This window comes from Achromobacter sp. 10T422, assembly GCF_056394065.1.
The window spans coordinates 103,758-122,610 of sequence record NZ_JBFTHD010000008.1 but is presented as its reverse complement, the minus strand read 5'-3'; the positions used below and the strand labels follow the sequence as shown (position 1 = coordinate 122,610).

Sequence of the window (18,853 nt, the reverse complement as noted above, 5' to 3'; positions counted from 1 at the left end):
CATACGGACCAGTGTAAATAGGGGGCGTTACCGTAGCTGTAAACGATTTTTAGTAAACCGGACGAGCGGCAAGGCCGGCGGCTATTTTAGGGCCAGTCCAAGGCGAACGGCACGCGCGCCGCAACGGCTTGGAAAACCCGCCGTACATCGTGCAACAGGTGTATTTCAGTTGATTTCTTGCCCCTTGCGGCGGAACGCGCCGCGCCGCACTATGGCATCCATGGACAATCCCCACACCAAGCTGCTGGTCGTTGACGACGACCCGGCCCTGCGCCAACTGCTGGCCGACTATCTGAACCGGCACGGCTACGACACCCTGCTGGCGCCGGACGCCACCGATTTGTCATCGCGCATCACCCGCTATGCGCCCGATCTGCTCGTGCTTGACCGCATGCTGCCGGGCGGCGATGGCGCCGATGCCTGCCGCCGCCTGCGCGAGCAGGGCGAAGACATCCCCGTCATTCTCCTGACCGCCCGCGATGAAGCGGTGGACCGCATCATCGGCCTGGAAGCCGGCGCCGACGACTACGTGGGCAAGCCCTTCGACCCGCGTGAACTGCTGGCCCGCATTGAGGCCGTGCTGCGCCGCAAGCGCGGCCCGTCCGCGCTGACGAAGGACGCGCCCGTCACGTTCGGCCCCTTCCTGTTCGATCCTTCCACCCGCCAACTGTCGCGCGAAGGCACGGTGGTCAAGCTGACCGGCGGCGAAATCAATCTGCTGGAAGCCCTGGTGCGCAACGCGGGCAAGCCGCTGTCGCGCGAACGCCTGCTGGCGCTGGCCCGCGATGACGACGCCGGTGAACGCAACGACCGCGCCATCGACATCGCCATCCTGCGCCTGCGCCGCGTCATCGAAGACGACCCCAAGCAGCCGCGCTGGATTCAGACCGTCTGGGGCATTGGCTACCGGTTCTCGCCCTGATGCGTTTTTCCCCCGGCTTTCTGGTGCCGCGTTCGCTGCGGGCACGTCTGATCCTGCTGATCCTTGGGTCGGTGCTGCTGACCCAGGCGGCCACGCTGGTGACGGTGTCGTACTTCCGGCACAAGTTCATGGAAGACGTGGCCATCGGCTATATCGTCACCACGATCCGCACGCTGCGTGCAGCCTTGTCCGAAGTGCCTGCCGAAGACCGCGCCGATTTCGTGCGCACCGCGTCGCAGAACCAATGGCGGCTGTGGTCGCGCGTGTTGCCGGCTGAAGCCAAGTTGCAGCGCTTCAATGGCCGCCGTCCGCCGCCACCCCCACGTTCTGCCCCCCGGCCGCCCCCGCCGCCGCCCGCTGACGCCCGTCCGGGCGGGATGCCGCCGCCGCCCGACGTCCGCGGCGAAGAGCACGACGACGATAACGGGCGGGACGACACGCGCGTGGCCGAGCAACGCGATGCGGACCACGCCGCGCATGAAGAACGCATGCGCCGCTACAAGCCCGAGCCCGACGACATCCGCCGTGATTTGCGCGTGCTGGTGCAACTGCTGAACGAACGGCTGAACGATGGCACCCGCGTGGCGCTGTCACGTGGCCCCGCACCCGAGATCTTCATTTCGCTGGCGCCCAACTCCGCCAGCGAAGACGTGCCGCGCCTGCGCGAATGGCTGGTCATTCCGCTTGACCGCCTGGACCCGCCCGTGGCGACCCCCTTCATCGCCGCCTGGCTGGGCGGGCTGGGTCTGTTGCTGCTGCTGGCCGTGGGTTTCTCGTGGCACATCACGCGCCCCATCACCCGGCTGGCCGATGCGGCCGACCGCCTGGCTGCCGGGCAGCCGCAGCGCGTGGAGCCCTCGGGGCCGCATGAAACCCGTGCGCTGGGCGTGCGGTTTAACGCGATGCTGGACGCGCTGGCGGAATCCGATTCCGTGCGGCGCACGCTGTTGTCGGGCCTGCCGCACGACTTGAAGGGGCCGCTGTCGCGCATGTGGCTGCGCATCGAACTTGCCGACGATTCCAAGCTGAAGGAAGGTCTGCGCACCGATCTGCAAGACATGCAGCACATGGTCGACCAGTTCATCGGCTTCGTGCGCGGCACCGACCCTGCCGCGTACCGCTACGCGTCAATGGTGCTGTCCGACTGGCTGACCGAACGCGTGGGCGCCTGGCAGGGCGCGGGTACGGACATCCATCTGAAAACGGTGGACGACGACGCGCCGTTGGTCGTGCAGGCCGACGCCGTGGCGCTGGGCCGCTTGCTGGACAACCTGATCGGCAATGCGCTGAACCACGGCGCGCCGCCGGTAGACGTCAACCTGCGCCGCGAAGACCGCTACGCGGTGCTGGACGTGGCGGACCATGGCCCCGGCATCGTGCCAGACCGCCGCCAGGAAGCGCTGCGGCCGTTCAGCCGGCTGGACGACGCGCGCACGCGCACGGGCAGCGTGGGCCTGGGCCTGGCGTTGGCCGAAGCCATCGCGCGCGCGCATGGCGGTTCGCTGGAACTGCTTCAGGCGGAATCCGGCGGTTTGTGCGTGCGGGTGAAGCTGCCGCTGTCATCGGAAACGGTTTAAGGGAATAGGGCGGCCCAGGCGCTCCCGCCTCGCCAGCCGCGGGGCGTCCCCTCCCGCTGGCCCCTGGTGGACCCTCCTGCTAGCCACTGGTGGCCGCTCCCGATGGCCCCTGGTGGACCCCTCCATACGGTACGATGCATCCTGCTTCTTCCCTTGTCGTTTCCGCACCATGGCCATTCAGTCCGATTCCCTGTCCTCCCGTCCCGACGCGCCCCGTATCGTGGCGCCTCAACCGGTGTCGCCCAACGAGGAATCGATCGAACGCGCCTTGCGTCCCAAGGCGCTTCAGGAATACGTTGGCCAGCAGCGTGCGCGCGAACAGCTCGAGATCTTCATCGCCGCCGCCCGCAAGCGCGGCGAGGCCTTGGACCACGTGCTGCTGTTCGGCCCCCCGGGCCTGGGCAAGACCACGCTGGCCCACATCATTGCGCACGAAATGGGCGTGCAATTGCGCCAGACGTCCGGCCCGGTGCTGGAGCGTCCGGGCGACTTGGCCGCGCTGCTGACCAACCTGGAAAAGAACGACGTTCTGTTCATCGATGAAATCCATCGCCTGTCGCCAGTGGTCGAGGAAATTCTCTACCCGGCGCTTGAAGATTTTCAGATCGACATCCTGATCGGCGAAGGCCCGGCCGCGCGCAGCGTGAAGCTGGACCTGCAACCGTTCACGCTGGTGGGCGCCACCACGCGCGCGGGCATGTTGACCAATCCGTTGCGCGACCGTTTCGGCATCGTGTCCCGGCTTGAGTTCTACAACGCCACTGACCTTGGCCACATCGTGACGCGCAGCGCGGGTCTGCTCAACGCGGGCATCACGCCTGACGGCGCAGCCGAAGTGGCGCGCCGCGCCCGTGGCACGCCCCGTATCGCCAACCGCCTGTTGCGCCGTGTGCGCGACTATGCCGAGGTCAAGGCCAGCGGCACTATCGATGCGGACGTTGCCGGCCGCGCGTTGGCCATGCTGGAAGTGGACCCGCAAGGTTTGGACCTGATGGACCGCAAGCTGCTTGAAGCCATCATCCACAAGTTCGACGGCGGGCCGGTGGGTGTGGACAGCCTGGCCGCCGCCATCGGCGAAGAGCGCGACACGATCGAAGACGTCATCGAACCGTACCTGATCCAGCACGGCTACCTGCAACGCACGCCGCGCGGCCGCACGGCCACGTTGACCACATGGCGCCATCTGGGCCTGACGCCGCCTGCCGGCGTGTCCACCGGCAGCGGTGAACTCTTCGGCAAGTAGGCGCGCGCAGCGCGCATTTTGTGTCGCGCGCATTTAGCGTGGCACGTATTCTGTGTGGCGCGCATTTCGCGTGGCGCGCATTCCGCGTGGCGCGCACTCGCGTGACAGGTTTATGATCCGAGGGTTTCGACATTCCCGCGATCAAAGGACCGGATTCCATGCTGCCCGAATTGCCTACCTATGATGATGTGGTCCGCGCCAGCGAGCGCCTGGCCGGCAACGCCCACCGTACGCCCGTCTTGACCTCGACGACCGCCGACGCCATCAGCGGCGCGTCCGTCTTCTTCAAGTGCGAAAACTTCCAGCGCATGGGCGCCTTCAAGTTCCGCGGAGGCTATAACGCCATCGCGCGCCTGACCCCTGAACAGCGCGCCGCAGGCGTCGTGACGTTCTCGTCGGGCAATCATGCGCAGGCCATTGCGCTGGCCTCCAAGCTGCAAGGCGTGCAGGCCACGATCATCATGCCGCTGGACGCCCCCGCGGCCAAGCGCGCGGCAACGGAAGGCTACGGTGGCAAGATCGTCACCTATGACCGCTATACCGAAGACCGCGAACAGATCGCCCTGCGCATCCAGGCCGAAACCGGAGCCACGCTGATTCCGCCTTACGACCACGAAGACGTGATCACCGGCCAAGGCACGGCGGCCAAGGAATTGTTCGAAGAAGTAGGCGAACTGGACTATCTGTTTGTGTGCCTGGGCGGCGGTGGCCTGTTGTCGGGTTCGGCCTTGTCGGCGTTTGCGCTCAGCCCGCGCTGCCTGGTCTACGGCGTTGAGCCCGAAGCCGGCAACGATGGCCAGCAGTCCTTGCGCAAGGGTGAAATCGTCCGCATCCCGGCGCCCAAGACGCTGGCTGATGGCGCGGCCACCACGCACCTGGGCAATCTGACGTTCCCGCTCATCCAGAAGCATGTGCGCGATATTGTCACGGTGACGGATGCGCAATTGGTCACCACCATGAAGTTCTTCGCCGAACGCATGAAGATGGTGGTGGAGCCCACGGGCTGCCTGGCGGCGGCCGCGGTCATGCAGAACGTGGTGCCGGTGCAGGGCGCGCGGGTCGGCGTCATCATCAGCGGCGGCAACGTCGACCTTCCGGCTTACGCCAAGTTGCTGGCGTCCTGATGCGCAGGAGGCGGCCCGCCAGCCGGGCCGCCGAACCGTCGCGCGGATACGTGCTTGCGGTTGTCGCCCGTGCAGGGCAGAATCGAATCTCGATCCTGACAAACAGGGGGCTGCGGCATGCGTATCCTTGTCATCGGCGGCACCGGTTTCCTTGGCCGTCATCTGATTGCCCGATTGTCCGGCGACCTGCACCAGATCATCGTGCCCACCCGCCTGTTGGCGCGGGGCAGTGAACTGCAAGTATTTCCCACCGTTACCCTGATTCAGTCCGACATCCATGACGATGCCGCGCTGAACGAGCTGGTACGCGGCTGCGACGTGGTCGTGAACCTGGTGGGCATCCTGCACGGCAACACGGGCCAGCCGTATGGATCGGACTTTGCGCGCGCGCATGTGCATTTGCCGCAGCGCATTGCCCAGGCATGCGTGCGCCAGGGCGTACACCGCTTGCTTCACGTCAGCGCGCTGGGGGCAGACTCCCAGGGCGACAGCATGTATCAGCGCTCCAAGGGCGACGGCGAAGCGGCCATCCAAAAAGAATTTCAAGCCGCCAATGACGCCGGTTGGACGATCTTCCGGCCATCGGTGATCTTTGGCGCCGACGATAACTTCACGAATATGTTCGCCAGGCTGGCGCGCTGGCTGCCCGTGCTGCCGCTGGCGGGGGCGCACGTGCGCATGCAGCCGGTCTATGTGGGCGATGTGGTCGCCGCGATGACCTCCGCGCTGGGCAACACCCACACGTGCGGAAAAATCTATGAGCTAGGTGGCCCGCAGGTCTACACGCTGGGCGAGATTGCGCGGCTGTGCGCCGCCTGGAGCGGCCATCCCCGCCCGGTGATCACCATGCCGATGGGCGTGGGCCGCATGCAGGCGCGCTTGTTTGAATGCATGCCAGGCACCCCGCTGATGTCGCGCGACAACCTGGATTCCCTGCGCCGAGACAACATCTGCGCCGGGCCGATCGCCCCCGAACTGCACGTGGTGCCCACAGGCCTGGAAGCCGTCGCCCCCCGCTACCTGTAGCGGGGGTGAAGTGCGAAACAATCGCCAAAAAAAGCAAAAGCTGAACGCGCGCAACCCATCAAGCAGCGCTCCAAGCAAGCAATCAAGCCGCCATCAGCGCACCAACGCCTTCAGCGCCTGCTTGATCCCGTCGGACACGCCCACGCCTTCAGGTAGCGTCTTCAGCGCCGACAGCGATTCTTTCTCCGAATACCCCAGCGCCAGCAGCGCGTTCAAAATATCCGACTGATTATCCAGCGTGGCATGCGATGCCGCGCCAATATCCGCGCCCAACTTGCCGCGCATTTCCAGCAGCAGGCGTTCAGCAGTCTTCTTGCCGATACCCGGCACGCGGGTCAAGCGGCCCGATTCCTGCAGCGTAATAGCCTGCGCCAAATCCGCCACCGACATGCCAGACAGCACCGACAGCGCCGTGCGCGCCCCAATTCCGCTGACCTTGATCAGTTCGCGGAACGCGCTGCGTTCACCCGCCGTGCCGAAGCCATACAGAATATGCGCGTCTTCGCGCACCGTCAGGTGCGTGTACAGCGTGACGCGCGCGCCGGTTTCCGGCAGCGAATACAGCGTGCTCATGGGCACGTCGATGTCATAGCCCAGACCGCCTACGTCCACGCAAATGGTGGGCGGCAGTTTTTCGATCAGGGTTCCGGTGATGCGTCCGATCATGGTGATGATGGCCTGGTAAAAAATGAGGCCGCAGAATGCGCGGCGAATGCGGGCATTCTATACGCGCGAGGGGCGCGCGTGGATCGTGCGGGGATGATGCAGAGGGTCGCAGACCGATTGCGCGCGGCGCGATCAGCCGATCAAGCGCCCATTGCGGATGCGCGTCTTGCCGCTCATGCGCAGCGTCGTGCCCAGGCGTTCCAGCTTGTCTTGCAGCGGGCCGACGTGGGCGTGGCAGATGGCGCAGGCCAAGGCGTCAGCGGAGTCAGGGGCGGGCGTGCCATCCAGCGCCAGCAAGTGCTGGACCATCATCTGCACCTGCTCTTTGGCGGCGCGTCCGGTGCCCACCACGGCTTTCTTGATCTGCAAGGCGGTGTACTCGTGCACCGCCAGCGAACTATCGGCCAGCGCACACAACGCCGCGCCGCGTGCCTGACCCAAGAGCAGGGTGGACGCGGGGTTGGTATTCATGAAGACGATTTCAAGCGCGGCGACATCGGGTTTGGTGTCGTGCGCCACCTGGCGCAGATTGTCCAGGATGACTTTCAGGCGTTCGGCCAGCGTCAGCGCCGGCGGGACCACGATGGTCCCGCTGGCCACGTAACGCAGCCGGGAGCCGTCGGCATCGATCACACCGAAGCCGGTGCGGCGCAAGCCGGGATCGATGCCGAGAACGCGCATCAGTGGCGGAAGTGGCGGGTGCCGGTCAGCACCATGGCGATGCCGTGCTCGTCGGCCGCGGCGATGACTTCGTCGTCACGCATGCTGCCACCGGGCTGGATCACGCAGGTTGCGCCGGCGGCCACCACCACGTCCAGGCCGTCGCGGAACGGGAAGAACGCGTCCGACGCCACGGCCGAACCCTTCAGGGTCAGGCCGGCGTTTTCCGCCTTGATCGATGCGATGCGGGCCGAGTCGATACGGCTCATCTGGCCGGCGCCCACGCCGAGCGTCATGCCGCCGCCCACAAACACGATGGCGTTGGACTTGACGTACTTGGCGACCTTCCAGGCGAATGCCAGGTCGTTCATTTCCTGTTCGGTGGGCTGGCGCTTGCTGACCACCTTGAGCGCATCGCGCGGCACGTTGTAGGCGTCCGGGCTTTGCACCAGCCAGCCGCCGCCCACGCGCTTGATGTCCAGGGCGTTCTGGCCCACGCCCATCGGCACTTCCAGCACGCGCACGTTCTTCTTGGCGGCCAGAATGGCCAAGGCGGCGCCGTCGTAGGCCGGGGCCAGCAGCACTTCCATGAACTGGCCGCTAACGGCTTCGGCGGTCGCGGCGTCAACCGGGCGGTTGAAGGCGATGATGCCGCCGAAAGCGGAAGTCGGGTCGGTCTTGAAGGCTTGCTGGTAGGCGCCCAGCGTGTCAGCCGCCACGGCCACGCCGCAGGGGTTGGCATGCTTGACGATGACGCAGGCCGGCACGTCGAAGCTGCGCGCGCATTCCCATGCGGCGTCGGCGTCGGCGATGTTGTTGTAGGACAGTTCCTTGCCCTGCAGCTGGCGGTAGTTGCCCAGCAGGCCGGCCGGACGCTGGGCGTCCACGTAGAAAGCAGCGGTCTGGTGCGGGTTCTCGCCGTAGCGCAGCGCCTGCTCCTGCTTGACCTGCAGGGTCAGCGTGCCGGGCCATTCGTTGCGGGCGGGCACGGCTTCCTGCGCCGGTTCGGCGTCGGTCAGGCTGGTCAGGTAGGCGGCGATGGCGCCGTCGTACGCGGCCGTGTGGGCGTAGACCTTCGAGGCCAGCGCCAGGCGCAGGCCGTACGAGGTGCTGCCGTTCTTGTCCATTTCGGACAGCACGCGCGAATAGTCGACCGGGTCGATCACGACCGTCACGCCACCGGCTTCGGTGCCATGGTTCTTGGCGGCGGCGCGCAGCATGGCCGGGCCACCGATGTCGATGTTCTCAACCGCGTCAGCGAACGTGCAATCCGGCTTGGCGACGGTTTCGCGGAACGGATACAGGTTGACCACCAGCATGTCGATGCGATCGATACCCGCCGCCTTGATGGTGTCCATGTGCTCGGCGCTGTCGCGGCGGGCCAGCAGGCCGCCGTGAATCTTGGGGTGCAGCGTCTTGACGCGGCCATCCAGGATTTCCGGCGAACCCGTGTGGGCAGCCACTTCGGTGACGGTCAGGCCGGAGTCGGCCAGCAGCTTGGCGGTGCCGCCGGTCGACAGCAGGCGCACGCCACGCGTAGCTAGGGCGCGGGCAAATTCAACGATGCCGGTCTTGTCGGACACCGAAAGCAGGGCGGTTTCGATTTTCATGGTGGGGACGGGAGTCGGGCGGTGCGCCTTTCTCGTTCAGGTCGGGATGGGAAATCTGCGAAGGGGCGGCCAGCACCCGGCAGGGGCCGGCCACGCGGGAAAGCTATACCTGGATATTGTGCGCCAGCAACTTCTTGCGCAGGGTGTTGCGGGTGATGCCCAGCATTTCAGATGCCCGCGACTGGTTGCCGCCCGAACGCTCCAGCGCCACTTCAAGCACCGGGCGCTCGACACAGCGCATCACCATGTCCCACATATCGTGGGGCTCGGATTCACCCAAGTCTTCGAAATAGCGCTCCAGACTGGCGCGCACGCATTCTTCCAGGACATCTTTCTTGCTCATTTGAGTACAGATATTTTTATGTTGGTGTTGAGGCGGTTATGCCGCCAGCAGGGCTTCTGCGACCGGCGCCGGGTGGGTCTCGCCGTCGCGCGAGAGAGTGTCGAACCAATCCGACACCGCCCGCCACTGGTCGCGGGTATTGTCGATCAGGTTCATGCGGGCGCAGAACGAATCCGCGCCCGGCAGGCCGTCCAGATACCAGCCAATATGCTTGCGCGCCGTACGTACGCCGGTGTGCTCGCCATAGAACCGGTAATGGTCGTCGAGATGTTCGAGCAGCAGCTCGCGCATTTCCCCGTAAGAGGGAGGGGCCAGTGTTTCGCCCGTGCGCAGGTAGTGGTCGACTTCGCGGAAAATCCAGGGACGGCCTTGGGCCGCCCGGCCAATCATGACCGCGTCGGCGCCAGTGTAATCCAGGACGTGCTTGGCTTTTTCAGGCGAGTCGATATCTCCGTTGGCGATCACGGGGATATTCAGCTCGGCCTTGACGGCGCGGATAGTGTCATATTCCGCCTCGCCCGTATAGAGGTCGGCGCGGGTGCGGCCATGCAAGGTCAGGGCGGCGATGCCGGCATTTTCGGCCAGCTTCGCCACGCGCAAGGCGTTGCGGCTATCGCGGTCCCAGCCTGTGCGCGTCTTCAGCGTAACCGGCACCCCCAGCGGGGCGCAGGCCGACACGACGGCGTCCAGGATGCGGACGATCAGGTCTTCGTGGCGCAGCAGCGCGGACCCCGAGGCCACATTACAGACCTTCTTCACGGGGCAGCCCATGTTGATATCGATGATGCGCGCGCCCTTGCCGGCGTTGAAAACGGCCGCTTCGGCCATCATGGCCGGGTCGGCACCCGCAATCTGCACGGAAATGGGGGCGATTTCGCCATCGTGGTTCAGGCGGCGGGACGTTTTGACGCTATCCCACAGCTTGGGGTTGCTGGCCGCCATCTCGGATACGGCGTAACCCGCCCCCAACTTCTTGCAAAGTTGTCGGAACGGACGGTCCGTCACTCCCGCCATGGGAGCGACAAGCACGTTGTTGGGAAGGGTCCATTGGCCTATGCGCATGGTCACATTTTAACCGGCTCGATCAGACCCCCCTTTTTCAGGGGCCGACAGCTTGGTAACAAGCCTCAGGCGCGAAAGCCTTGCAGCAGATGTTGCGCCAGCGGGGCGCGCAGCGGGGACGCCAGATCCATCCCCAATAAAGCCAGGCCGCAGGCGTGTTCGACCGGGGCCAAGCCGGTGGCGAACACCCGGGGCATCAAATCGGTCAGGCCGGCGGTGATGATGCGGTCGAATTGGCGCGCCTGGGCAAAGTCGGCCAGCAGCAGGGTGGGGCTGGTGTCGGGTTGCGCCAGCCAGCCGGCAAGCGTTTGCGCCAGCCGGGCGGCGTCGCGCAGCCCCAGGTTCAGGCCCTGGCCCGCCACCGGGTGCAGGGTTTGCGCGGCATTGCCGATGGCGGCCACGCGGCCTTGCACTTGGGCGCGGCGGGCGGCCAGCGCCAAGGGGAAGACGTGACGCGGCGCTTGGCTGGACAACCGGCCCAGCCGGTCGCCAAACGCTTCCGACAGCGCCTTCGAGAAGGCGGCGTTGTCCAGCGCGGCGAGTTCCGCGGCGCGTTCGGGCGCGCTGCACCACACCACCGAGTACGCGTCAGGCGTCTGCGGGTGCGGCAGCAAGGCCAGCGGGCCTTCAGACGTAAAGCGTTCCCAAGCCCAGCCGCGGCGCGGCAAGGTGGCGTGCGCAGTGGTCAGCACGGCGTGTTGATCGTAATCGCGGCGCACGTCGGTGGCGCCTGCGCCGTCGGACTGCACGGCGATCTGGCACAGCAAGGTGTTGTCGCCTTGCACGATGCGCACGCCGTCGGCGTCCTGGCGGTCAACCTGTGCAGCCGGGCCGGACAGCACGGTGACGCCACTGGCAGCCACGCATTCGTCCAGCTTGGCGTGCAGGCCGGCATAGGCCACGACGCTGCCCAGCTGCGGCACGTTGAAATCGGTGTGTTGAATGACGGTGCGGCCCAGCCGGCCGCGTTGCGACACGTGGATGTTGCGAATGTCGGCCGAACGATCCGGCCAGGCATGCAAGGTTTCCAGCAGCACGCGGCTGCCATGATTCATGGCCAGCACGCGGGGGTCGGCGGCAGGCACCGCTGCGGCAGGCGTGGCTGGGGCCGGCGCGGCGCCAGCCAGCAGGGCGATGCGGGCCGGGTCCGGCGCCACACGCGCCAGCATCAGGGCCAGCACGCGGCCCACGGGGCCGGCGCCAAGAATCGCAATGTCGAAGGCGGATGCAGTCATGGCGCGATTTTAACCGTCCACTACAATCCCGGACAGCCAGCGCGGCGGGTCGCGCGGCCCACCTTCCCGGTTGATTGATATGACGCAGGTTCAGGCTTCCTCTTCGCTGTCCGCCGTATCCGCCCGCCGCCCGCGCGGCAAGGTCGCGGTGGGCTTATTGGCCTGCTTGTTCGGCTGGCTGGGCGCCCACTGGTGGTATCTGGGTCGCCGCCACGCGTGGCTGGTAACGCTGCTGGCGGTCGTCAGCCTGTTCTGCGCGTTCCGGTTCTATCCGGTCTGGTACGACAACCCCGCCTTTTTCCTGCTGTTCATTCCGATGATCGACGGGTTCATCGAAAGCGCGGTGTTCTCGCTGATGTCCGACGAGAAATTCGACCGCCTCTACAACCCCGATCACGGCCGCCCGTCAGCCACGGGCTGGGGGCCGGTGCTGGTCGCCATTCTGGCGTGCCTGGTGGGCTCGGTCGTGTCGATGTTCGCCATCGCCATGGTGGTGGTCTACGTCTGGGTGGCCATGGGCTGGCTGGACGGCCTGGTGCTCTAGGCCGCCCCCGGCATTGCCTATTCGCGCATCAGCGCTTCGATCTCGCTGGCTTGCACCGGCACGCCGCGGGTGATCAATTCACAGCCTTCGTCCGTGACCAGCGCGTCGTCCTCGGTGCGGATGCCGATGTTCCAGTAGCTTTCCGGCACGTCGTCGGCAGGGCGCACATAGATGCCGGGTTCAATCGTCAGCATCATGCCCCGTTCCAGCGTGCGCCACGGGCGGTCGGCGCCGTGGGCCGCGCCTGCTTGGCGATAGTCGCCCACGTCATGAACGTCCAGCCCCAGCCAATGGCCGGTGCGATGCATGTAGAAGCGGCTGTAGTCGCCGGATTCCAGCACGCCGTCCAGGGACCCCTTCAACAGTTTCAGATCCAGCATGCCTTGCGCCAGCACGCGCAGCGCGGCTTCGTGGCCGTCGTTGAAGCTGCGGCCGGGCGCGGTGGCCGCCGCCGCCGCTTCCTGCGCCGCTACCGTCAGGTCATACAACGCGCGCTGCGGGCCGCTGTAGCGGCCATTCACGGGGAACGTGCGGGTGATGTCGCTGGCGTAGCTGTCGACTTCGCAGCCGGCGTCGATCAACACCAGATCGCCATCACGCAGCACGGCCTCGCCAGCGGGGTAGTGCAGCACGCAGGCGTTGGCGCCTGCGGCCACGATGCTGTTGTAGGCGACGGCCTGGGCGCCGTGCCGGCGGAATTCATACAGCAGCTCGGCTTCCAGTTCATATTCGTGCATGCCGGCTCGGGCAACGCGCATGGCGCGCGCGTGGGCGCCCGCCGAGATCTTCGCTGCGCGCCGCATCGCGGCGATTTCAGAGGGGTCTTTGATCAGACGCATTTCCGCCAGCAGAGGGCGGATGTCCTGTTGCCGCGAGGGCGGAGCATGGCCCGCGCGGCTGGCCTCGCGGGCCGACGCCAGCCAGCGGTGCAGGCGCCCGTCAGTGCGTTTATCCCCCGCAAGCGGCGCGTACAGCGTGGGGTGATCCAGCATCAGCTTGGGCACCAATTCATCCAGCGCGTCGATGGGGTGCGCGTCGTCGAAACCAAAATGCGCGGCGGCGGCTTCGGGGCCGAAGCGTTTACCTTCCCAGATTTCATGCTCTACGTGGCGTTCCCGGCAGAACAGCAGCGCGCGGTCGGTCGCGCCCGCAATCAGCACCAGCCATGCCGCCGGCTCGGTGAATCCGGTCAGGTAGAAGAAGTCGCTGTCGTGCCGGTAGGGGTACTCGGCGTCGCGGTTGCGTATCGCCTCGGGGGCGGTCGGCAGGATGGCGATGCCCCCGCCTTCGGCGCGCATCCGCTCCATCAAGCGTTGGCGCCGGGCGGCGAAGGGGATGATGTCGGCGGGAGGCAGGCTCATGGCGGGCAGGGGCGCGAACCCCGCGAAAGCTGTGGATGCGGCCTACTTTACCCCGCTATCGCGTGCAAACAACAGTGCGGCGCGAACCTGTGCGGCCTGCCCGGGATTCACTGGACGGTCATGTTGGCGCTGCTACAATCGCGGCTCTGTCATTGGGGAGTAGCCATCCTTTGTCCCCAAAGGAGTTAGCGTCAACAGACTTGGTGGTTCAGGGCCGCGGTGCGGTTGCTAGAACTCCATGGCGCTAACGGTTTCCATGCAAGCGGCCCGCCCGCCTGCATGGATCAGCCAGGCGAGACCTTTGGCCGCGTTGCGTTCACCCTAGCCGGGCGAGCCGTAGCGTCGCGCCAATTGGTTTCTGCTCGTCCGGCTTCGTTCCTATGTTGCTCACGCTGTTTTTGTTTTTCCTGTCCGCGGCAGTGATTTACTTCGCCTGCGAATTCTTCGTCAATGGCGTTGAATGGGTTGGACATCGCTTCCACCTGGGCGCCACCGCCACCGGCACCGTGCTGGCCGCATTTGGCACGGCCTTGCCTGAAAGCGCGGTCACCTTCATGGCCGTCGTGTTCGGCGAGACCCCTGAACAGAAAGATATCGGCGTCGGCGCCGCCATGGGCGGCCCCCTGGTGCTGGCGACGCTGGCGTATGCCGTAGTCGGTGTTGCGCTGTGGCGCGCCCGCCGTGGGCAGCGCAGTGGTCAGACCCTGCAGGCCAACTGTATCAACGCGGACCAGCGCCGGCTGGCCCGCGACCAGGCCTGGTTCATGGGCATCTTCATCTTCAAGGTCGGGCTGGGCCTGCTGGCCTTCGCGTGGAAACCCTGGCTGGGCATCCTGTTCCTGGCCACGTATGGCCTGTATATCAAGCGCGAACTGAGCCATGACGAAGAACGCACCGACAGCGAAGACCTCGAGCCGCTGAAGCTGCGCCCCCGCGACGAAGACCCGTCCATGTTCTGGGCCGCCACGCAGACGATCCTGGCGCTGGTGGTCATCGCCGGCGCGTCGCATGTGTTTGTGAATCAGATTGAAGTGCTGGGCGTGGCGATGGGCGCATCGCCGCATGTGGCCGCCTTGCTGCTGGCCCCAGTCGCCACCGAGCTGCCGGAAATCATGAATGCGCTGATCTGGGTGCGCCAGGGCAAGGAACGCCTGGCGCTGGCCAATATCTCGGGCGCGATGATGATCCAGGCCACCATTCCCAGCGCGCTTGGTATCTTCATGACCCCCTGGCTGCTTGACGCCCCGTTGCTGGCCGCTGGCCTGTTCACGATGCTGTCGATCGGGCTGTTGTGGCTGCGCTTCCGCCGTTCGGTCATGAGCGTGCCGGCGTTGTCGGCGGTGGGCGGGTTCTATGCGTTGTTCGCGGCCTATCTGGGCTGGCACTTCTACGCCTGATTGTTAGGCGCAACGCAGTCGGCGGCGCAGGGCCTGTAGGCGTTGCGCCGCTTTTGCATTCTTTTTGCTGCCTCTTAAGCAAATAGGCCCACAATTAAGCGGTCAACCCTTGTCCATCAGTGGAAACCCGCGTAAACTCCGCCTGTTATCCATCTCAGGAGCAGTCTTCGTGAATACCGATTCCGGCGAAAGTAGTCGATCTTGCATCGACATCGCTGTCTGACAGGAAACACGCAGAGCTCCATCTGCCGCATCCTGTCATACAGGTTGCGGCGTATCCCAAGCCCCGGGTCTTTGTTTTTACCCAGGCAATAGCGCAAGCCTTCGGCTTGCCGGGACATTCCCCAGCATAAACCGCCAGAACCGCCGCTCGTCGCAGCGCCAGCGTTCGTGCACGTCTTGTGTTCGCCCGCCATGCGCCGCGTCTGCGCGTGCACGCGTACTCGCGATGACCGTTCCCCATTCTTGCAATGGAGGTCGTTATGCGTTTCTTCGACTTGTTCCTACGCCGCGCTGGCGTAGACCGCGCCACCGCCCTGGGCCGCCGTCGCGGCACGTCGCGTTTGACGGTCATTTGTCCGCGCGACGAGCTGGGCGCCTTGCGCAAGCAGATCTGCCTGGACTTCAGCGCCGCCGGCCTGGATGTCTCGCAAGTGCAGATTGACCAAGGCCGCGACCCGAACCTCGCGTCGGCTTGCATCACCGTCAATTGCCCCCCGGAGCTGCGGGCTGAATTGATGTCGCAAGCGCGCCGCCTGAGCGCCAACCCCGCCGTTCGTCACGTGCATTTCGGCGCGCAAACCGCCGCAATGGCCGCCTGACGGGCGCTGTCCACCCAAGAGAGAGATCATGCCCAGTGCCTTAGACCCTGACCCTCGATTGCGCCATGTGCACGGCGCCGGCATGCCTGTCTGACCTGTCTCCTCCCTGCGAGCCGACTGGCCGGACATTCTTCCGGCGCATACGGACTCCGCAGCATTGAATCCCCGGCTTGGCCGACGTCTTTCTTGACGATCGCGCCGCTTGCGCCGGTTTCGATTCCCTAGCTCGCTTCCCTTCCGTTTTCCGCACCCGGCGCGACTTCCACGCGATCCGGACACCGGCAACATTGCCCCGGTGCCTGCGCGCGCCCGTACGCGGCGGATTGTAGGCTTTCCTTTGAAAGCTGCGGCCCGCTGCTGCCCGCGCGCAGCACATCGGGCGGGGTGCCCGTGTCTTCGACAACAACACAATAAAAACCGGAAGACTCCGATGTTTACCTTTCTGAAGTCCTTTTTCTCGTCCGCCGCGGGCCGGCGGCGCGTTGGCCGCCATTTCCGGCGTTCCCCCATTCTTGAACAAGGCGCCCACGCCGCCGCCGCCGAGTCCGATACGTCCCGCCGCGCCAACCGGCGCATGCTCGACCTGTCGAGCATGGGGCTAAACGCCCTGTTTTCACGATTTGGCAGCGGACGCGGCGGGCTGTCCGAAGCGCAGGCGCAGTCTGCGCGTGAACGCCATGGCGCCAACGAGGTCGACCACGAAAAGCCGCTGTCCTGGTATTCCCACCTGTGGCTGTCCTACCGCAACCCCTTCAATCTGCTGCTGACCGCGTTGGCCGGCCTGTCGTGGCTGACCGATGTGCAGATGGCCGACTCGGATGACCAGTCCTGGACGGCGGTTGTCATCATCGGCTCGATGGTCGTCATTTCGACGGTGCTGCGCTTTGCGCAGGAACTGCGCTCGAACCGGGCGGCCGAGGCCCTGAAAGCCATGGTGCAGAACACCGCCACGGTGCTGCGTGCCGACGCGCAAGCGCCGGCCGCAAATGGCAGCGGGCGGCGTCTATTCGGCGCGCCGCTGCACGATTCGGGTTCCCACCAGATGGAAGTGCCATTGGCGGAGCTGGTGCCCGGCGACGTCGTGCTGCTGTCCGCGGGCGATATGATCCCCGCCGACTGCCGCATCCTCAACGCCAAGGATCTGTTCGTTGCGCAGGCGGCGCTGACCGGTGAATCGTTGCCGGTTGAAAAGCACGCCATCCAGCGCGTGGAAACGGCAAACGCCCTGGAACTGGAAAACATGGCGTTCATGGGCACCAACGTGGTCAGCGGGTCGGGCAGCGCGCTGGTCATTGCGACGGGCGGCGACACCTATTTCGGCCAGCTGGCTGGCCGCGTCACGCAAACCACCCGAGCGCCCACGCAGTTTCAACAGGGCATCAACCGCGTGAGCTGGGTGCTGATCCGCTTCATGCTGGTCATGGCGCCGATCGTCATGCTGATCAACGGCTTCACCAAGGGCGATTGGCTGGAAGCGCTGCTGTTTGCGCTGGCAATCGCCGTGGGCCTCACGCCCGAAATGCTGCCGATGATTGTCACGGCCACGCTGGCCAAGGGCGCCTTGCGCATGTCGCGCCGCAAAGTTGTGGTCAAGCGGCTGGACGCCATCCAGAACCTGGGCGCGATGAACGTGCTGTGCACCGACAAGACCGGCACGCTGACGCAAGACCGCATCGTGCTGGAACGCCACACCGACGTCTATGGCACCAGCAGCGACGATGTCTTGGCCTATGCCTATCTGAACAGCTACTACCAGACCGGTCTGAAGAACCTGCTGGATGTTGCGGTGTTGCAGCACGCGGAAGTGCAGCGCAGCCTGAACCTGGCGGCCAAGTACCGCAAGGTTGACGAGATCCCGTTTGATTTCTCGCGCCGGCGGATGTCGGTGGTGGTCAACGAAACCGAGAATGGCCGCGATCATCACGAGCTGATCTGCAAAGGCGCGCTGGAAGAAATGCTGTCGGCATGCACGCGGTTGCGGGTGGGCAATGACGTCCATCTGCTGACCGATGCGCGCCGGGCGGACATCCGCCGGGTGACGGCCGAACTCAACCGCGACGGCTTGCGCGTGATTGCAGTGGGCGTGAAGGAAATGCCGCCTACGCAGCAAACCTATGGCGTGGCCGATGAATCCGATCTGGTGCTGGTGGGGTATATCGCCTTTCTCGACCCCCCGAAAGAATCCACCGGCCCCGCGTTGGCGGCGCTGAAGGCATCGGGCATTGAAGTGAAAGTGCTGACGGGCGACGTCGAGTTGGTCACGCAGAAGGTCTGCCGCGAAGTCGATTTCGACGTCCGCAAGGTGTATCTGGGCGCCGAGATCGAAGCCATGGACGATACGCAGCTGGCTGCCGCCGTGCGCGAAGCCAATGTGTTCGCCCGGCTGACGCCCGCGCACAAGGAGCGCATCGTGCGCAGCCTGCGCGCCCAGGGCAATACGGTGGGTTTCATGGGTGACGGCATCAACGACGCGCCGGCATTGCGCGCGGCCGACGTGGGCATTTCGGTGGATTCGGCGGTGGATATCTCGAAGGAAGCGGCCGACATCATCCTGCTGGAAAAGAGCTTGATGGTGCTGGAAGATGGCGTCATCGAAGGCCGCAAGACCTTCTGCAACATGCTCAAGTACTTGAAGATGACGGCCAGCTCCAACTTCGGCAACGTGTTTTCCGTATTGGTCGCCAGCGCCTTCCTGCCCTTTTTGCCGATGCTGCCCATCCATCTGCTGCTGCAGAATCTGATGTACGACATCTCCCAAACCGCCATTCCGTTCGACAATGTCGACGAAGAACTCCTGAAAAAACCGCAGCAATGGGACCCGGATGGCCTGGGCCGCTTCATGGTGTTCTTTGGCCCGATCAGCTCCATCTTCGACATCGCGACCTACGCGTTGATGTGGTACGTGTTCCAAGCCAACGCGCCCGAGCACCAGACGCTATTCCAGTCCGGCTGGTTCGTTGAAGGCCTGCTATCGCAAACCTTGATTGTGCATATGATTCGTACGCGCCGTATTCCCTTCCTGCAAAGCCGCGCAGCCTGGCCATTGATGCTGATGACGGTGATGGTGGTGCTGGCCGGGTTGATCCTGCCGTTCTCGCCTTTGGCTGAATACTTTCAGCTGCAGGCGCTGCCGTGGAGCTACTTCCCCTGGCTGGTGGGCATTCTGTTGAGCTACTGCGTTCTGACGCAACTGCTCAAGGGCATCTGGGTCCGCCGTTACGGCTGGCAGTAAATCGTGCAGAGGCGGTGGGCGTGACGCCTG

The 18,853-nt window shown here is 65.3% G+C and carries 16 protein-coding genes and 1 riboswitch; of the genes, 9 read left to right on the top strand and 7 right to left on the bottom strand.

Annotated elements, in window-relative coordinates; all coding sequences use genetic code 11:
* The first annotated feature begins 220 nt into the window (after positions 1 to 220).
* The 5 genes from AC1DB0_RS22160 to AC1DB0_RS22140 all read left to right on the top strand — a co-directional run bounded on the left by AC1DB0_RS22160 (position 221) and on the right by AC1DB0_RS22140 (position 5,892).
* On the top strand, positions 221 to 922 hold the full coding sequence (locus AC1DB0_RS22160; protein ID WP_054424747.1) for a response regulator: 702 nt from the start codon (positions 221 to 223) through the stop codon (positions 920 to 922).
* Positions 922 to 2,499, top strand: a complete 1,578-nt coding sequence (locus AC1DB0_RS22155; RefSeq protein ID WP_175170810.1) for a sensor histidine kinase — start codon at positions 922 to 924, stop codon at positions 2,497 to 2,499. Before AC1DB0_RS22160 ends, AC1DB0_RS22155 begins: the two co-directional genes overlap by 1 nt.
* Before the next feature lie 169 nt (positions 2,500 to 2,668).
* Positions 2,669 to 3,742 (top strand): Holliday junction branch migration DNA helicase RuvB, encoded by a 1,074-nt coding sequence (gene ruvB, locus AC1DB0_RS22150; RefSeq protein ID WP_054424579.1) that lies wholly within the window; start codon positions 2,669 to 2,671, stop codon positions 3,740 to 3,742.
* Positions 3,743 to 3,900: 158 nt separating this feature from the next.
* Positions 3,901 to 4,866 carry a threo-3-hydroxy-L-aspartate ammonia-lyase gene (locus AC1DB0_RS22145; protein WP_054424578.1) on the top strand — a complete coding sequence of 322 codons (966 nt, stop codon included), beginning with the start codon at positions 3,901 to 3,903 and terminating at the stop codon, positions 4,864 to 4,866.
* A 117-nt stretch (positions 4,867 to 4,983) separates the two neighbouring features.
* Positions 4,984 to 5,892 carry a complex I NDUFA9 subunit family protein gene (locus AC1DB0_RS22140; protein ID WP_175170811.1) on the top strand — a complete coding sequence of 303 codons (909 nt, stop codon included), beginning with the start codon at positions 4,984 to 4,986 and terminating at the stop codon, positions 5,890 to 5,892.
* 93 nt (positions 5,893 to 5,985) lie between these two features.
* Here AC1DB0_RS22140 and ruvA read toward each other — a convergent pair whose 3' ends face one another.
* From ruvA to AC1DB0_RS22110, 6 genes are all read right to left on the bottom strand, one after another.
* Positions 5,986 to 6,558 (bottom strand): Holliday junction branch migration protein RuvA, encoded by a 573-nt coding sequence (gene ruvA / locus AC1DB0_RS22135; protein ID WP_476757797.1) that lies wholly within the window; start codon positions 6,556 to 6,558, stop codon positions 5,986 to 5,988.
* Between the two features lie 132 nt (positions 6,559 to 6,690).
* Positions 6,691 to 7,239 (bottom strand): crossover junction endodeoxyribonuclease RuvC, encoded by a 549-nt coding sequence (gene ruvC / locus AC1DB0_RS22130; protein WP_175170812.1) that lies wholly within the window; start codon positions 7,237 to 7,239, stop codon positions 6,691 to 6,693.
* On the bottom strand, positions 7,239 to 8,828 hold the full coding sequence (gene purH / locus AC1DB0_RS22125) for a bifunctional phosphoribosylaminoimidazolecarboxamide formyltransferase/IMP cyclohydrolase (RefSeq protein WP_476757796.1): 1,590 nt from the start codon (positions 8,826 to 8,828) through the stop codon (positions 7,239 to 7,241). Before purH ends, ruvC begins: the two co-directional genes overlap by 1 nt.
* Before the next feature lie 103 nt (positions 8,829 to 8,931).
* Positions 8,932 to 9,171: a helix-turn-helix domain-containing protein gene (locus AC1DB0_RS22120; protein WP_006217670.1), complete on the bottom strand. Its 240-nt coding sequence runs from the start codon at positions 9,169 to 9,171 to the stop codon at positions 8,932 to 8,934.
* Between the two features lie 36 nt (positions 9,172 to 9,207).
* Positions 9,208 to 10,233: a tRNA dihydrouridine synthase DusB gene (gene dusB, locus AC1DB0_RS22115; RefSeq protein WP_054424745.1), complete on the bottom strand. Its 1,026-nt coding sequence runs from the start codon at positions 10,231 to 10,233 to the stop codon at positions 9,208 to 9,210.
* 65 nt (positions 10,234 to 10,298) lie between these two features.
* Positions 10,299 to 11,468 (bottom strand): UbiH/UbiF/VisC/COQ6 family ubiquinone biosynthesis hydroxylase, encoded by a 1,170-nt coding sequence (locus AC1DB0_RS22110; protein WP_476757795.1) that lies wholly within the window; start codon positions 11,466 to 11,468, stop codon positions 10,299 to 10,301.
* 79 nt (positions 11,469 to 11,547) lie between these two features.
* On the opposite strand from AC1DB0_RS22110, the gene AC1DB0_RS22105 reads away from it, so the two are divergent.
* The gene (locus tag AC1DB0_RS22105; RefSeq protein ID WP_054424569.1) at positions 11,548 to 12,012 is read left to right on the top strand and encodes a TM2 domain-containing protein; all 465 of its coding nucleotides are present in this window, start codon (positions 11,548 to 11,550) and stop codon (positions 12,010 to 12,012) included.
* A 17-nt stretch (positions 12,013 to 12,029) separates the two neighbouring features.
* Here the strand turns inward: AC1DB0_RS22105 and AC1DB0_RS22100 are convergent, their stop codons facing one another.
* The gene (locus tag AC1DB0_RS22100; RefSeq protein WP_342067621.1) at positions 12,030 to 13,373 is read right to left on the bottom strand and encodes an aminopeptidase P N-terminal domain-containing protein; all 1,344 of its coding nucleotides are present in this window, start codon (positions 13,371 to 13,373) and stop codon (positions 12,030 to 12,032) included.
* A gap of 135 nt (positions 13,374 to 13,508) precedes the next feature.
* Positions 13,509 to 13,674, top strand: a riboswitch (yybP-ykoY riboswitch).
* Between the two features lie 79 nt (positions 13,675 to 13,753).
* Between AC1DB0_RS22100 and AC1DB0_RS22095 the strand changes: the two genes are divergently transcribed.
* The 3 genes from AC1DB0_RS22095 (at position 13,754) to mgtA (ending at position 18,823) form a co-directional block, all read left to right on the top strand.
* Positions 13,754 to 14,770 (top strand): sodium:calcium antiporter, encoded by a 1,017-nt coding sequence (locus tag AC1DB0_RS22095; protein WP_054424564.1) that lies wholly within the window; start codon positions 13,754 to 13,756, stop codon positions 14,768 to 14,770.
* Between the two features lie 482 nt (positions 14,771 to 15,252).
* Positions 15,253 to 15,591: a hypothetical protein gene (locus AC1DB0_RS22090; RefSeq protein WP_054424562.1), complete on the top strand. Its 339-nt coding sequence runs from the start codon at positions 15,253 to 15,255 to the stop codon at positions 15,589 to 15,591.
* A 430-nt stretch (positions 15,592 to 16,021) separates the two neighbouring features.
* Positions 16,022 to 18,823 carry a magnesium-translocating P-type ATPase gene (gene mgtA / locus AC1DB0_RS22085; RefSeq protein WP_476757794.1) on the top strand — a complete coding sequence of 934 codons (2,802 nt, stop codon included), beginning with the start codon at positions 16,022 to 16,024 and terminating at the stop codon, positions 18,821 to 18,823.
* The last annotated feature ends 30 nt before the right edge of the window (positions 18,824 to 18,853 follow it).

Excerpts from the sequence above, each read along its gene's own strand:
- AC1DB0_RS22160 (WP_054424747.1), top strand. The coding sequence starts at position 221 with ATGGACAATCCCCACACCAAGCTGCTGGTCGTTGACGACGACCCGGCC.
- AC1DB0_RS22155 (WP_175170810.1), top strand. The coding sequence starts at position 922 with ATGCGTTTTTCCCCCGGCTTTCTGGTGCCGCGTTCGCTGCGGGCACGT.
- ruvB (WP_054424579.1), top strand. The coding sequence starts at position 2,669 with ATGGCCATTCAGTCCGATTCCCTGTCCTCCCGTCCCGACGCGCCCCGT.
- AC1DB0_RS22145 (WP_054424578.1), top strand. The coding sequence starts at position 3,901 with ATGCTGCCCGAATTGCCTACCTATGATGATGTGGTCCGCGCCAGCGAG.
- AC1DB0_RS22140 (WP_175170811.1), top strand. The coding sequence starts at position 4,984 with ATGCGTATCCTTGTCATCGGCGGCACCGGTTTCCTTGGCCGTCATCTG.
- ruvA (WP_476757797.1), bottom strand. The coding sequence starts at position 6,558 with ATGATCGGACGCATCACCGGAACCCTGATCGAAAAACTGCCGCCCACC.
- ruvC (WP_175170812.1), bottom strand. The coding sequence starts at position 7,239 with ATGCGCGTTCTCGGCATCGATCCCGGCTTGCGCCGCACCGGCTTCGGT.
- purH (WP_476757796.1), bottom strand. The coding sequence starts at position 8,828 with ATGAAAATCGAAACCGCCCTGCTTTCGGTGTCCGACAAGACCGGCATC.
- AC1DB0_RS22120 (WP_006217670.1), bottom strand. The coding sequence starts at position 9,171 with ATGAGCAAGAAAGATGTCCTGGAAGAATGCGTGCGCGCCAGTCTGGAG.
- dusB (WP_054424745.1), bottom strand. The coding sequence starts at position 10,233 with ATGCGCATAGGCCAATGGACCCTTCCCAACAACGTGCTTGTCGCTCCC.
- AC1DB0_RS22110 (WP_476757795.1), bottom strand. The coding sequence starts at position 11,468 with ATGACTGCATCCGCCTTCGACATTGCGATTCTTGGCGCCGGCCCCGTG.
- AC1DB0_RS22105 (WP_054424569.1), top strand. The coding sequence starts at position 11,548 with ATGACGCAGGTTCAGGCTTCCTCTTCGCTGTCCGCCGTATCCGCCCGC.
- AC1DB0_RS22100 (WP_342067621.1), bottom strand. The coding sequence starts at position 13,373 with ATGAGCCTGCCTCCCGCCGACATCATCCCCTTCGCCGCCCGGCGCCAA.
- AC1DB0_RS22095 (WP_054424564.1), top strand. The coding sequence starts at position 13,754 with ATGTTGCTCACGCTGTTTTTGTTTTTCCTGTCCGCGGCAGTGATTTAC.
- AC1DB0_RS22090 (WP_054424562.1), top strand. The coding sequence starts at position 15,253 with ATGCGTTTCTTCGACTTGTTCCTACGCCGCGCTGGCGTAGACCGCGCC.
- mgtA (WP_476757794.1), top strand. The coding sequence starts at position 16,022 with ATGTTTACCTTTCTGAAGTCCTTTTTCTCGTCCGCCGCGGGCCGGCGG.